The organism is Pseudoflavitalea sp. G-6-1-2 (genome assembly GCF_012927185.1).
Taxonomy (GTDB): Bacteria; Bacteroidota; Bacteroidia; order Chitinophagales; family Chitinophagaceae; genus Pseudobacter.
On sequence record NZ_JABBGB010000002.1, the window covers coordinates 1,255,811 to 1,270,645 of the forward strand.

Here is a 14,835-nt window from a genome sequence, read left to right on the forward strand (position 1 = left end):
TACCACTCTGCCTTTTGCAACCATTATTAAACCCAGCTCGCTTATGAAAAAGATCGGAATTCTCTTCGGGAAAGAACGGACTTTCCCCATGGCATTCATCGAAGAGGTAAACAAGAGGCAGGTAAACGACGTAATTGCCGAGCCGGTGCAGATAGATAAAGTGATTCAGGGCGATTGTGACGAGTACTCCGTTATCATCGATCGCATCTCTCAGGATGTTCCCTTCTATCGTGCCTTTCTCAAAAATGCCGCCATCTGCGGAACGGCCGTTATCAACAATCCATTCTGGTGGAGTGCTGACGAAAAATTCTTCAACAACTGTCTGGCTACAAAAATCGGCGTACCTGTTCCCAAAACAGTGATCCTGCCATCATTTGAGTTGCCGGCAGATACCAGCAACGAGAGTTTCAGCAACCTGGCCTATCCGATGGACTGGCAGGGCATCTTCGACTATATAGGTTTTCCGGCATACATGAAACCCTTTGCGGGCGGGGGCTGGAAGAATGTTTATCAGGTGCACGACAAGGATGATTTTTACCGCAAGCACAACGAAACCGGACAACTGGTGATGCTGCTGCAGGAAGAAATAATTTTTGAAGAGTATTACCGTTGTTACTGCATTGGCGGCAAATATGTACGCATCATGCCGTATGAACCAAGAAATCCGCATCATTTGAGATATGTAAGTAACTTCACTCCTTCTGCAGAGCGATTAAAGCTGATGGAAGACATCGTGCTTCGCATCAATCAATTCCTCGGATATGATTTCAATACCGTTGAACTGGCTGTAAGAGACGGTATACCTTATGCCATCGATTTCTGCAATCCGGCTCCGGATGCGGATCGGCCGAGTGTTGGAGAAGAAAACTTCAACTGGGTGGTGGAAACCGCCGCCACTTATGCCATCGAAAGAGCTTTGAGCCATCAACCCGGAAGAGACAATCTCACCTGGGGAGAATATTTGAAACGCAGTATAACGAAACAGTTATTATCACACTAGCACAGCATGTCAAACATCTCATACAATCAATTCACCCTCGGCATCGAAGAAGAATATATGGTGCTGGATCCTGTAACACGTGAACTCAAGAGCCACGAACAGAAGATCGTAACAGAAGGCCAGAAGGTGATCAAAGACAAAGTGAAGGCCGAAATGCACCAGGCCGTTGTGGAAGTAGGCACCGATATCTGCGCCAATGTAGATGAAGCCTATAAAGATGTAGCACAACTCCGCAAAACCATCGCCGGCATTGCAGGCGATCTCGGATACCATATCGGCGCCTCAGGCACACATCCTTTCAGTCACTGGGAAAGTCAGCTGATCACCGATCACGTGCGCTACAGCGAGCTGGTGAACGAATTGCAGGAAGCTGCCCGCAGCAACCTCATATTCGGCCTCCATGTGCACGTTGGCATGGAAAGCCGCGAAATGGCCAATCATATTGCCAACTCAACCCGTTACTTCCTCCCCCATATTTACGCGCTGAGCGTGAACTCTCCATTCTGGGAAGGAAGACAAACCGGCTACAAGAGTTTCCGCACAAGGGTTTTCGATAAATTCCCACGAACCGGCATTCCCGAAACCTTCGACACTATCGAAGATTACGACAACTACATCAAACTGCTGGTAAAAACAAACTGCATCGACAATGCGAAGAAGATCTGGTGGGATCTCCGTGTGCATCCATTCTTCAACACGGTAGAGTTCCGCATCTGCGATGTACCGATGACGGTTTCCGAAACCATCGCCATCGCCGCACTCTTTCAGGGAGTATGTGCCAAGATCTACAAACTGCGCATGCAGAACCTCAACTTCATTCAGTATTCCCGCTCACTCATCAACGAAAACAAATGGAGGGCCAGCCGGTACGGACTGGATGGCCGTCTCATCGATTTCGGAAAAGAAGAAGAAGTGAATACGCGCGTGCTGCTCAATGAGCTGCTCGATTTCATCGACGATGTGGTGGATCCGCTGGGAAGCCGCCATGCCGTGAACTACGTGAGCCAGATTATGGACAACGGCACCGGCGCCGACCGCCAGTTGGCCGTTTTTGATCAGACCAAGAATCTGGTGAGCGTGGTGGATCATATCCACTCCCAGTTCCTAGTGGGCTGCTGAGGTGTTTTTGATGAAATTGATAACGCCGTTCATGAAAACCTGCTGATCGTCCCACATGCTGAGATGGCTTCCGTTGGGACAGAAAAGGTATTGCCCGTTCTTTACCTGCGTGCTCATCCAGCGCATATGTTCGGGATCCATGGTATCGAACTTCGCGCCTACCGTGAGTGTGGGAACGATAATCTTCGGAAGATCGGCTTTGCGGTCCCAGTTGGCTAAACGCCCGCCGATACCGAACTCCGAAGGCCCCTGCATCAGCGTATACACAGCATTGTTAGCATGTTTGAATGAACGCAGTAATGGTTCCGGCCATTCTTCCAGGCGGCAAACATGCTGCTTGTAGAAATTAGGCATCAGCAATTCGAAGTATTTCGGATTCTGGAAATCATTGGCCGCTTCGAGACGACGAATGGTATCGAGAATTTTGGGGTCCATTTGTTTGGCGAGCACATTATTTGCGTAGGCTCCGTAATCGGGGCAGCTGGCCATCATGTTGCAGATGATCAATCCCTTCAGGTGCTGCTGATGTTTCAGTGCATATTCCATCGCCAGTATTCCTCCCCATGAGTTGCCGAGCAAAAAGAAATTGCTGCTGTCGAGTTTCAGCGCAGTACGCACCTGCTCTACTTCATCTACAAAACGATCGATGGTCCAGAGACTGCTGTCAGTCGGCTGATCGGAGTAGTAAGATCCCAGCTGATCGTATTCGTAGAATTCGATTCCTTCTTTGGGGAAGAAACTTTCGAATGCTTCCATGTATTCGTGTGTCATGGCTGGTCCGCCGTGAAGCAGCAGTACTTTTATTTTCGGGTTATTGCCGAAACGTTTCGTCCACACTTTGAAAGTTCCTTTGGGTGTTTGGATGGGGATCATTCTGATGCCTGCCACCTGTACACCTGTATCACCGGTATTGAAATAATTATCGGAGGATGATGTTGCAGCCTGATCGTTGCAACCGGACAATAACCAGCCGGTAAATGCCATCAGCATCGTGAGCAGGAAAGCGTTTCTCATGCGTTTTTGTTTCGTCGAATTTACTCAATTCATTGCAAGGACTTTCGCCGTCCCTCAAAAAAGAGTACATTCAGCATACCATCGGTTTATCTGATATTTGCATCATACAAAAATTACGCATCATGAGAATTCTCTATGCATTGCCCTTAATGCTATTCGCCAGCTGTGCGGCTCAGAAAGAAAAGGCCGATCTGCTGGTGCATCATGCCACCATCTACACCGTAGACAGCAGCTTCAGCACTGCCGAAGCCATGGCCATCAAAGACGGTAAGATCCTTGAAACCGGCAGCAACGAAGCCTTGCTGAAGAAGTATGAAGCCAAAGACACGCTCGATGCAAACGGACAATTCATCTACCCCGGTTTCATCGATGCGCATGCACATTTTTATGGATATGGACTCAGCCTTCAAACCGCCAATCTCAATGGCACCGACAGCTGGAAATCCATTCTCGATACATTGACCTCCTTCGCTCAATCGCACAATACCGGCTGGCTGATTGGCCGCGGATGGGATCAGAACGACTGGACCAGCAAAGAATTCCCCAACAACGAAGAGCTAAACCAACTCTTCCCCGACAGACCCGTGATCCTCGCCCGCGTTGACGGGCATGCCGCTATTGCAAACAAAGCAGCGCTCGATCTCGCCGGCATAAAGCCCGGCATGAAAATCACGGGAGGAAGTATCGAAGTAGTCAATGGTAAACTCACCGGCATTCTGCTCGACAATGCCATCGATCTGGTAAACAGAAAAATTCCAGGCGCTACCGAAGAGCAAAGCAAAAAAGGATTGCTCGATGCACAACAGAACTGTTTCGCCATGGGCCTCACCACCATCGACGATTGCGGACTCGATTATACCGATGTAGAAACCATCTACAAATTGCAGCAAAGCGGCGAACTGAAAATGCGGCTTTACGTATTGCTCAGCGATGCCAAACGCAATTACGATTATCTCTTCAGCAAAGGAAAGATCAAAACAGATCGACTGCATATCCAGGGCTTCAAAGTATATGGTGATGGTGCACTAGGATCCCGCGGCGCCTGCCTGTTGCAGCCTTACACAGATAAACCGCATACGCATGGATTCTTGCTCAGCGATCCGGCACACTTCGACTCTGTTGCCAATATCATCTACGAAAAAGGATTTCAGATGTGCACACATGCCATCGGAGATTCGGGCAACAGAACTATTCTGCACACTTACGGAAAATACCTCAAAGAGAAGAACGATCGCCGCTGGCGCATCGAGCACGCACAGGTGGTGAATAAAGAAGACTTCGCGCTCTTCGGAAAATACAGCATCATCCCATCAGTTCAGCCAACACATGCCACCAGCGATATGTACTGGGCAGAGCAACGCCTCGGACCAGAACGCATCCGCGGAGCCTACGCATTCAATGATCTGCTTAAACAAAACGGCTGGATTGCACTTGGCACCGACTTCCCCGTTGAAGATATTTCACCGTTCAAAACATTCTATGCCGCAGTTGTTCGCAAAGATGCCAAAGGATGGCCTGCCAACGGATACCAGACGGAGAACGCGCTCACGCGCGAAGCCACCCTGCGTGGCATGACCATCTGGGCAGCTAAATCGAACTTTGAAGAACAGGAGAAAGGGAGTCTCGAACGCGGTAAACTCGCCGACTTCATCCTGCTCGATAAAGATCTCATGAAAGCGGAAGAAGCACAATTGCTGCACATCAATGTACAGCGCACGTATCTCAACGGAGAGAAAGTATTCCATCGCAAATAGCATTTCATCATGCAATAAAAACGGCTGCATCAAGAGACGCAGCCGTTTTTTATTGTAAGCGGTTTCGTTGGAAACGATCCTAGAAATTCCAGTCGAACCCGATCTTCTTTCTCATCACTTTTTTCGGAAACCTGCTATTGCTGTCTGTAGGTTCGGTGATCTTCAGGCCGAGCAATTTTGCTGCAAGCGCGTATACATCTACATTCTGGAAGGTTGGGATGATCTTTCCGGTTTTGATCGATGGCCCCCAGGCTAAAAAAGTGGCGTGCATTTCTTTGTACTGATAGGGATCAAATCCATGTCGTCCGGGATTTTCTTTTTTGTCGCGGAACTTGAATACGCGTGGAAGCTGTGGCACCAGCACAATATCACCAAGACGATGGTAACGATCGTCGGCAGTACTGTAGTTCCAGCGCTTAGGTGTTTCATTGAGCAGATAAACATCGTAACCGTCTGCATTGGCTTTCAGTTCACGATACAATGCAGGTACTTTCGATGCATCTTTCGCATAGATGTGCACCAGCATATCTGTAGGAAGTAGTGTAAAGTTGGTGGTGTCTACGGCAGGAAGTTTGAGCATTCGAGTTGTATCGATCTTCGTCATTCCGTGATCGGAAACAAAGATCGTATTCACCGGAAGCTTCAGAGAATCGAGCATGTTTTGCAACTGACCAACTGCATTGTCGATGAGCTGCACCGCTTTTCCTGTTTCAGGATCATCCGGACCGTATTCATGCCCTGCATGATCCACCTGAGGAAAATACAAGGTGATCATATGCGGACGTTTTTCTTCAGGAAGTGTTAACCAGTTCTTCACTGCAGCGATGCGTTCGGGGATGGTGATATCATTTCCGAAATGATACCAGTAGCTCGGACGAATGCCCTGGATCGCAGCTTCAGACCCTACCCAATAAAAACTCGCAGAAAGCATCTGCTGTTTTTCGGCCAGCACCCAGAGTGGTTCGCCGCCATACCAGCTGCTGTCGGTCACTTCTTTGATGATGCTCATGGAGTATCGGCGCTGACGGGCGGTATCGATAAAATGATTGTCCACCAATCCGTGATGTGCGGGATACAATCCTGTTGCCAGCGTATAGTGATTGGGGAATGTAACCGAAGGGAACGACGGCCACATCGACTCTGCACGAACGCCGCCACTGCTCAGTCTTTTGAGATTGGCGGCATTGTACTTATCCATGTAATCGTACCGGAAACCATCGGCGGAGATCATGATCACGTAAGGCTTTTGTTGCTGCGATACAGCATTGCTCCTACCCGGTTCTATCTGCTGCGTTGTATCCTGCTTCCACTTCTTTTCCTGTGCATTTACCGATGCTGCCGATGTCAGCAAACCTATTGCGATCAGACTTCCGGCTAAAAGATTTCTCATGCTCCTGATTTTATTGATCAGCAAATATTCAAAAAAGGATCGGGAAACAGGAGTGCTTGCCACTAAAACAGCTAAAAATTAACCCTGCATAATCAGCTTTGCCATCCCAACCGGATTATCGTAAATTACCTTCCGAAAAGAAAGATTACCGATTATTTAATCATCTTTTTTAAACCCACGTAATGAAGAAGTTACTGAGCAGTTTGCTCTTACTCACCATTCTCATGTCATTCACCACATTTCAGACACCGGAACGCATTGTATTTTTTGGAGACAGCATTACACAGCAGGGTGTAAGACCTAAAGGTTATATCACCAACATGCAGGAGATGCTGAAAGCAAAAGGTCTCGATAAGAATTATGAACTGATCGGCGCCGGCATAGGCGGCAACAAAGTAACCGATCTCTACCTCCGTCTCGAAGACGATGTGCTGGCAAAGAATCCCAATACAGTTGTGATTTTCATAGGCACCAATGATGTTTGGCACAAAACCAATCCGGGCACTGGTACCGATCCCGACAAGTTCGAGAAATTCTACAATGCCATCATCAAAAAGCTGCAGGCGAAAAATATCAAAGTGGTGCTGGTAACACCGGGCGCTATCGGAGAGAAGACCGATTTCACCAATGAACAGGATGGGGATCTCAATAAATATGCAGCCATCGTTAGAAAGATTGCGGCCAATAACAACTGTTCACTCATCGATATGCGGAAGGTTTTTCTCGATTATAATTTGATTAATAATAAGAATAACGAAGAAAAAGGCATCCTCACAACAGACCGCGTTCACCTCACAGATACAGGCAATCAGGTGGTTGCCGAACAAATGTATAAGCACTTAATTAAATAAGGCACAACTACTTAACATGCAGGCCGGGTTTTGTTCCAACAACAATCCCGGACCTGCTTTGTTATTTATGGAAGTACCGGTAATTGCCGACAGGAACCCGAAGCGGCCATTGCGGCTATCCGATACGGGCATTACAGCTTTACCTGAATTTCAAAAAAATGTATGTTTGCAGCCATGTACAGGAGTGATCACAAACAAATCCGCATTGCAATACTTGATCTCTATGAGGCTCAGGCCAATGAAGGGATGCGCTGTATCCGCGATATCCTGCAACAATACAGCCGTCTGCATCAACTTGAACTCGTTTGGGACGAATATGAAGTGCGCATAAAGCAGCAGCTTCCCGATCTCAGTTACGACCTGTATATTTCCAGTGGTGGTCCCGGTTCTCCTGTAGACAGCGCCGGCACTGAATGGGAAAACAAATATTTCGATTGGATCCATACTGTGGAGCAATACAATCAGCTTCCCGGCAATTCTCCTAAGAAGCATGTACTCTTCATCTGTCATTCATTTCAGCTGGCCTGCCGTTACTTTGAAGTGGCGGAAGTAAAACGCAGGAAGTCAACTGCCTTTGGCGTGTTTCCTGTTCATATGCTGGATGAAGGCCATCAGGAAGCGCTGTTCGCCAATCTGCAGGATCCTTTCTATGCGGTGGACAGCCGCGATTACCAGGTGGTGCAGCCCAATCACCAGCGTATCCGTCAGCTCGGCGCCTCCATACTCGCCATAGAAAAAGAAAGGCCGCATGTTCCGCTCGAACGTGCCATCATGGCTTTCCGCTTCAACGAATATATGGTTGGAACACAGTTCCATCCTGAAGCTGATGCTGCAGGCATGACCATGTATCTGTTGCGTGAGGATAAGAAACAAACCGTGATCGCCAACCATGGCGAGGCCAAATGGAGCTCCATGATTGAGCAGCTCAACGATCCCGACAAGATCCGCTACACCTACGCGCATGTACTGCCCAATTTTTTAAGTCTGGCCACCGAAGAACTGGTAGGCGTTACTGCCTGATACGGAAGCACCCACTTGCATTTTGCTTTGTGTGCCGTAACTTTCCGTAAAATCATTTCTATGGTCCCCGGCCTCCGTGAGTTATACAATCAGCAGTTTACACCAGCGCTTTATCAGCAGTTTCTGAAGGATCTGGACAACGGTTATCCGGGTGCCATCGAATTCCGCGTAGCAGAAACACCGGTATTTGTAGACAAAACATTTGCTGCTAAAATGATCGATGCCTGCGAAAGCATTATCGACGTTGTGCTGGAACCAGGATTCACAGAACTCACCGAACGCGCCATACCAGACGCAGAACGGGTTCCCCGCGAAACTAATCATCCCCACATGATCGCCTTCGACTTCGGCGTTTGTCTCAACGACCAAGGTGAAGCAGAACCACAGCTGATCGAAATGCAGGGCTTTCCATCTCTTTACGGTTTTCAGGTATACATGGCTGATAGTTTCAAAAAGAACTTCGTTATGCCAGAGAACTACTCTCCTTTCCTCAACGGACATACCAAAGAATCTTACATACAGGTGCTCAAAGAAGTGATTGTCGGAGACCTCAATCCGGAGAACGTAATTCTGCTGGAGATCAAACCCGACGAGCAAAAAACGAGAATTGATTTCTACTGCACCCGCGACTATCTGGGCATTCAGCCAGTCTGCATTACCGACCTCATTCAGGAAGGCCGTGAGCTCTACTACATCCTCAACGGACAAAAAACACGCATACTTCGCATATACAACCGGGTAATTTTCGACGACTTACAGGCACAACGTGCTGCCCTCGGTCAATTCCCCGACATCACGCAGGACCTCGATGTAGAGTGGATCACACACCCCAACTGGTTTTACCGCATCAGCAAATTCACGATGCCTTTCATTCAGCATCCCTACGTACCCGAAAGTTATTTCCTCAACGAACTGAAACAAATACCGGGCAACCTCGGCGACTTCGTACTGAAACCACTCTTCTCCTTTGCCGGACAAGGCGTAGTGATCGATGTAACACCCGAAGACATCGACGCAGTAAAAGATCCCGAAAACTGGATATTGCAGAAGAAAGTAAAGTATGCCGATATCATTCCCACACCAGACATACCTGCCAAAGTAGAGATCCGCATCATGTATCTCTGGGAAGACGGCGAAAGCAGGCCGCAACCCGCCATCAATCTCGCCCGCCTCAGCAAGGGCAAGATGATTGGAGTACGCTACAACAAAGACAAAGAATGGGTTGGCGGAACTGTATCATTTTTCGAGCGTTAGAAAATCCACCAACCCAATAATTTCAGAAAGAAAACAACAAGCAAGTTTTCAGCAGGTATTCTCAGAAAAACAAGCCAACTCTCAGCTATTTCGAAGTTTACCTCATTCGATCCCCTTGCCCCCGCAGCGTGCTGAAGTGCGCATGGTGTTGTGTTCAGGGCCTTGGAATGTGTTGCACAAAAGTCCGGCTATATTCTACTGTCCTATCCTACTTGACAAAAGATCATCGGAGCCACAATACTGCCCGGCACATTTCGCGCCCCTGAACACAACACCATGCGCACGATAGCCACGAAACCTTATCTTCCACTCCACCAGTCCGGCCGCTGATCCGCATCTTTTTTTCTTGTAACGAAATTTATATTCACCACAAAGTGATCGATCTTATACAACATCTCCAGTTCCACTTTGAATAATTTATACCGTTCGTCAGCAGTCTGGATTTTGAATTCGCTGATCACGAAATCTTTTTCAGTAGCAGGCTCATCGAAATCACCTTCGAGGTAGTATGCAGATCCATCTACCATTTTGAGTTTGCATTTGTTGAGCTGATTGAAAAGGCGGCGGTATTCTTTGCTCGCATCTTCGAATTCTTCGGTATGATACATCAGCGCAGCCCAGCTGGCAGTTGTATCGAGACCAGAGTTGTAATGAGCGATGATGCAGGTTTCAGCGCCGGGCAGATTCACGGTGGATGCGTAATGCTGCAGTTCTCCTTCCTGCAATACCAGATCTCCGGTAAGGTGTTTGTAGTTGTAAGGGAAGTCACCGAGGATCGCTTCAACGGCTTTTGAAAAGCCCGGATTCGCAGGATCTTTTTTGAACAGATTCAATTGCGCATGAGCGGTTCCGATAGCCAAAAGGGCTACCGTTAGGGTAGAGATTTTTTTCATTGGGTTAGATTTTGCTGTGCAAGTTTATCACTTATTCACAACTTATCACCCGTAATTGTCCACCGTAAACCTACGAATGCCCTGATACCCTGATTGGGAGCGAATACATAGTTCGGATCGAAGGTGAGACGGTAAGGATTTGGATCACCATTCACACCAACTTTCTGAATTACACCGTTGGCATCTTTTGCAACAAGTTTATCGAAGGGATCGTGAGAGCGTGCGATGATGAATGGATTGCCTTTTGCAGGCGTCCAGTTAAGCAGATTTTTTATTCCACAGTATACTTCGATGCTATGTGGCAGTTTTTTGGTGACCTGAATATTCTGAATGCTCCACACGGGGGATGTTGGTTTGCGCGGATCTTCTTCAGAAAGCAAGGGCAGGTCCATCGGACCGTACATATTGCCGGTGTAATCGATCGTCCACTCTCCTTTTTTGAATGTGTAGGAAAGCGACCAGTTGGCGCTCCACTTTTCTGTGAGCATCTGACGACTGGTGGTTTTGATGCCCGCATTCTTGCTTACGATGCTTACATCCTGAAAAGTGCCGCCTATATGGCCTTTCAGCCCATTGGTGAAACCGAATTCTGTGTTGAGACTAACACCTTTTGAGACAGAGTAGCCGGTAAGATTGCGATAGATGATCTGTTCGGTGTTGGTAGTGTAATCGGGAATGATGCGATTGGTGAAATGCGTGTACCATGCAGAGGCATCAAAGTTGACCCAGAAAAATTTTGTGTAGAGTTTTTTTACGTAGTTGAGGTTTACGTTGTAACTGCGTTCGGGTTCGAGTTCTTCGGGGATCAGCACATCTCTTGCGCCTGTGAGGGCGGCATGATCTTCCGTGAAGATGTTCACAACCCGAAAGCCGGTACCGGCATTGATTCTGATCACATCATCGTTGGTAGGATTCCACTTCCATGCGATTCGTGGAGTGAAGATATGACCGTGTACCGGATGATGATCCCATCGCGCGCCGAGCAGTAATTTCTGCTTGTCGGCAATGCTGATTTCATCCTGCAAAAATATTCCGGGCAAAGGTGTGTGCTGAGGTTTGTTGCGGCCTGTGAGTGTATCGCGGGTGGCGGTGGTATTGTCGTCGTAGGCAGTGTAACGGAATACGGCGCCGGCAAGCAGGTCGTGACTGCCGAGACTTTTATCCCAGGTGAGCTGCCCGAATGCAACTTGCTGCGAGGCATTGAAAATATTGTTGCCGTAGGCAGATCGCTGGATATGAGAATTGAATGACCCGGAGAATAATAACTTTTCGGTTGTTGGTAATTGATAGTTACCAATGAGTTCTATGCGAGATGTATAGATGCTTTCTGCGTAGAGCGAATCACCGCCGCGGAAGGGTTTGGTCCAGCGGGTATCCCCTCCCCATCTGTCTTCGTACACATAGCGCACCGCAAGGCTGGCCTGCCGGTTCTGCTGCCGCTCGAAATTGTATTTGTTGAAGATGGCAATTCTGTTTTGCTGGGTTACATCTGTGAACTGATCGTGGTTCTTATCGATTCGATTGTTGAAAAGGAAGTAGTTCACGCCGAGAAGGCCGGTTGTTTTTTTCCATGGTTTGTATTTGAGGCCGAGATCGAAATTGTATTCTTTCCAGGAAGTGGCCATTACATCGGCAGATAGCAGCGGTGCTTTCAATGGATTTTTGGTGATCACGTTGATAAGGCCGCCAATGGCTTCGGAGCCATACAGAGATGATGCAGGGCCTTTCACCACTTCGATGCGATCTACGAGAGAGTTGGGAATGCCGCTCAATCCGTAAACAGAGCCAAGTGCGCTCACAATGGGCATGCCATCGATGAGCACCATCGTATAAGGACCTTCAAGTCCGTTGATATGGATATCACCTGTATTGCAGACGTTGCAGTTGAGTTGTGGTCTCACCCCATTTACCTGTTGCAGTGCATCGAAAATGGTGGGTGTAGGATTTCTGCGGAAGAATTGCGGTGTGTAAACTTCTACGGGAACCGGACTGGCGGTTTTGGAGACAGCTTTCATGGTTCCGGTAACAACCACGTCGGTAAGTGTTTGAGAACTTGCTTCGAGTAATATGGTGATATGTGAACCTTCGTAAGTGGTAGTATCAGATTTATATCCGATCCTTGAAATGATGAGTGTTTGGGAACTGGCAGGCGAATTCAGATTGATGAGAAACCTGCCGTCATTTCCTGCGAGCGATTTCTTTCCGTTGAAACTGATCACAGCACCGGGCAGTGGTTCGCCGGTGGTTTTATCTTTTACTGTTCCTGAAACGCTGCTATGTTGAGCCATTGCGTGAATACTCAGAATACAACCCAGCAGCAGATTTATGCAATATTTCATGGTTAAACTTCTTGTTTCCTTTAAACTTATTTTTAGTCTTGTCTAAATTTCTATTTAGATAAATATAATTAAATAGTTCAAGGAGCAAAAAATATTTAGGTAAGAAAAGGAAAGAGATTGATTAAAGTCTGGTGAATGAAAGCTAACTGAATGAGTTAGAAATGAATGCAAAACAAGACTTATTTCATGGGGAGTCCCCTGTACTTCGGGGGTGCCCAGTCGCTCGCGAAGTAAGCCCGTACATTCAGCAACACAGCATGCCTCCAATCTATTCGGGCACTTGCGAAGCAATTCCGAACATACATTAACACGGTATGCCCCGAATCTGCTTGTGCGCTCGCGAAGCAACCTTCAACAAACAACAACACAACATCCTCTCGAAACCATTTGAACAGCCTGGAACAAAACTCTACCATAACTCAACAGGAGTGCTCTTCAAAGCAATTGCCGAAAACAAAAGGCCGGCTAAACAGCCGGCCCCATTTCCAGTATCGGAAATTGCACATAAAGAATATTACCTCATTAACCCAGGACTCACTCTGATAAACACCTGATAAGCCCATGGATTCTTCCCATAAATGCCTTGCAATGGTTTTTCAGGAAAGTATAAAGTTGCCTGTGTTCCTATCGAGAAATCGGTTTTACCGATGTTGAAGATCTTTCTGTTTACACCGAGTGTAACTGCACTCACCGGGAATTTCCCATCATGGCCATACTTATGTTCGTCGAGCACCAGCTCTTCCGTTGATTTCTCCACGAACTCATATTTTCCGTAGATGGCATTCTTCTTCCAACTGAATGCAGATTCTGCGAGGAAAGAATGTTCCTGATGATTCTTGTCTACTCTGTTATATCCCCATACTGCGGCGGAGTTGAGCATCGCGCCATTGCTGAATCTTTTTGCATGGATCACAGAAGCAGTGGTTCTTTTAACGTCTTCATCGGGATGTAAAGGTTCAGGACTCTTCACAAAACCCTGAGATACCTGCAGGCTAAGTTCTTTGGTAGGATTATAGCTCAAACGCACTGCCCATGAATCGAAACGCATTTTGTCGAAATTGTAGCGGTCCTCATCCGGTTCGCGGCCAGTGAAGCTGCTACCTTCGAGTTTGAAGTTCTTGTACCGGACACCAAATGTGGCTACTCCGAAAGTGATGTGCGTAGCATCCTGCCAGTGGTGACCAAGTGGCGCATCCGGATTGTAGAGGCTCGATGGACGGTGCATGAAAGCTGTACCACCCAGCGCAGGCTCACCGGGATAACCGAAGTAACCGAATACATCGAGGTCTTTATTAATGGCATGTGAGTAACCTACAGACAACTCAGCAAACATATCGTGCGGGTGCTGACGATCAACAAGTGGCTGGCCTTTCCATGTTTCGCCGGATTGGAAGAGCAGCGGATATCCGTTGCCGCCCATGATAGGACGATCGAAGGAAATCATCGCACTCCAACGGAAAAGGCCTTTCTTACCTACGGCTGTTTGTCCCATTCCCATCACCCAGTTAGGTGCATCGAATTTGTAGCCACCGCGGCTGCCACTTCTGGCGATGTCCTGATTATTGTAACGGAGAAAGAGATTGCCGTGAAGCATGTACATCCATTTCTTTGTATGGAACATATATCCGTACATCGGTGCATTATCGGGCAGCCAGGCCGTACCTGAACCGTTGCGGTTCATGCTGAGATTGCGGCTGAAGGCGTGCGACATAATGGAGGGAGAGGAATGATCCATCTGCATAGTGGTGTCCATTGCTTTTTTAGCGGGCACCGTATCGCGCTGCATGTTATGGTGCTCGTGTTGTGCAGCAGCACCCAACGCAATCAGATTAAAAAGGGCTATCGGTAAAATCTTTTTCATTGTTTTAGTTCTTTCTGGTGATTCAATTTTTTTCAGGCATTGGGGCTGCAACTGATCAATGCAGATCGGAGATCTGATAGTTGCCGTATTGTTTCAACGCTTCCTGGAATAATGGAGTGTTGATATGTTTCTCCATGGTGATGGTAACCTGTGGCGCTTCGCGTTTTACTTCTGCGCTGATTACGCCTGGTACCGATTCGATGGCCTTTTTAACATTGGCTACACAGCCTGCACAAGTGATTCCTGATACGTTATAAGAGTGTGTCATTTTTGTTTGTTTTAATACCTCAAAGCTATGGCGCCATTCTGCCGGACTGTTGTATGATTATGGCTGCGTTTT

At 47.6% G+C, this 14,835-nt stretch carries 12 protein-coding genes; 6 read left to right on the plus strand and 6 right to left on the minus strand.

Going from position 1 to position 14,835, the window contains the following annotated elements; genetic code table 11:
• The first annotated feature begins 43 nt into the window (after positions 1–43).
• Positions 44–1,000 (plus strand): hypothetical protein, encoded by a 957-nt coding sequence (locus HHL16_RS14750; RefSeq protein WP_169425952.1) that lies wholly within the window; start codon positions 44–46, stop codon positions 998–1,000.
• A gap of 6 nt (positions 1,001–1,006) precedes the next feature.
• A complete protein-coding gene (locus tag HHL16_RS14755) occupies positions 1,007–2,119 on the plus strand; it encodes a carboxylate-amine ligase (RefSeq protein WP_169425953.1) in 1,113 nt (370 codons plus the stop codon).
• Here HHL16_RS14755 and HHL16_RS14760 read toward each other — a convergent pair.
• Positions 2,105–3,133 carry a proline iminopeptidase-family hydrolase gene (locus tag HHL16_RS14760; RefSeq protein ID WP_169425954.1) on the minus strand — a complete coding sequence of 343 codons (1,029 nt, stop codon included), beginning with the start codon at positions 3,131–3,133 and terminating at the stop codon, positions 2,105–2,107. The genes HHL16_RS14755 and HHL16_RS14760 overlap by 15 nt on opposite strands.
• A 122-nt stretch (positions 3,134–3,255) precedes the next feature.
• On the opposite strand from HHL16_RS14760, the gene HHL16_RS14765 reads away from it, so the two are divergent.
• Positions 3,256–4,887, plus strand: a complete 1,632-nt coding sequence (locus HHL16_RS14765; protein ID WP_169425955.1) for an amidohydrolase — start codon at positions 3,256–3,258, stop codon at positions 4,885–4,887.
• 79 nt (positions 4,888–4,966) lie between these two features.
• Here the strand turns inward: HHL16_RS14765 and HHL16_RS14770 are convergent, their stop codons facing one another.
• The gene (locus HHL16_RS14770) at positions 4,967–6,277 is read right to left on the minus strand and encodes an ectonucleotide pyrophosphatase/phosphodiesterase (RefSeq protein ID WP_169425956.1); all 1,311 of its coding nucleotides are present in this window, start codon (positions 6,275–6,277) and stop codon (positions 4,967–4,969) included.
• A 182-nt stretch (positions 6,278–6,459) separates the two neighbouring features.
• On the opposite strand from HHL16_RS14770, the gene HHL16_RS14775 reads away from it, so the two are divergent.
• From HHL16_RS14775 to HHL16_RS14785, 3 genes are all read left to right on the plus strand, one after another.
• Positions 6,460–7,128 (plus strand): SGNH/GDSL hydrolase family protein, encoded by a 669-nt coding sequence (locus tag HHL16_RS14775; protein WP_169425957.1) that lies wholly within the window; start codon positions 6,460–6,462, stop codon positions 7,126–7,128.
• A 174-nt stretch (positions 7,129–7,302) separates the two neighbouring features.
• On the plus strand, positions 7,303–8,148 hold the full coding sequence (locus tag HHL16_RS14780) for a GMP synthase (protein WP_169425958.1): 846 nt from the start codon (positions 7,303–7,305) through the stop codon (positions 8,146–8,148).
• 60 nt (positions 8,149–8,208) lie between these two features.
• On the plus strand, positions 8,209–9,402 hold the full coding sequence (locus HHL16_RS14785; RefSeq protein ID WP_169425959.1) for a hypothetical protein: 1,194 nt from the start codon (positions 8,209–8,211) through the stop codon (positions 9,400–9,402).
• Between the two features lie 299 nt (positions 9,403–9,701).
• Here the strand turns inward: HHL16_RS14785 and HHL16_RS14790 are convergent, their stop codons facing one another.
• The 4 genes from HHL16_RS14790 to HHL16_RS14805 all read right to left on the minus strand — a co-directional run bounded on the left by HHL16_RS14790 (position 9,702) and on the right by HHL16_RS14805 (position 14,763).
• The gene (locus HHL16_RS14790) at positions 9,702–10,295 is read right to left on the minus strand and encodes a hypothetical protein (protein ID WP_169425960.1); all 594 of its coding nucleotides are present in this window, start codon (positions 10,293–10,295) and stop codon (positions 9,702–9,704) included.
• 35 nt (positions 10,296–10,330) lie between these two features.
• On the minus strand, positions 10,331–12,634 hold the full coding sequence (locus HHL16_RS14795) for a TonB-dependent receptor (protein WP_169425961.1): 2,304 nt from the start codon (positions 12,632–12,634) through the stop codon (positions 10,331–10,333).
• Between the two features lie 514 nt (positions 12,635–13,148).
• Positions 13,149–14,495, minus strand: a complete 1,347-nt coding sequence (locus HHL16_RS14800; RefSeq protein WP_169425962.1) for a hypothetical protein — start codon at positions 14,493–14,495, stop codon at positions 13,149–13,151.
• A gap of 55 nt (positions 14,496–14,550) precedes the next feature.
• A complete protein-coding gene (locus tag HHL16_RS14805; RefSeq protein WP_169425963.1) occupies positions 14,551–14,763 on the minus strand; it encodes a heavy metal-associated domain-containing protein in 213 nt (70 codons plus the stop codon).
• Positions 14,764–14,835: the final 72 nt, after the last annotated feature.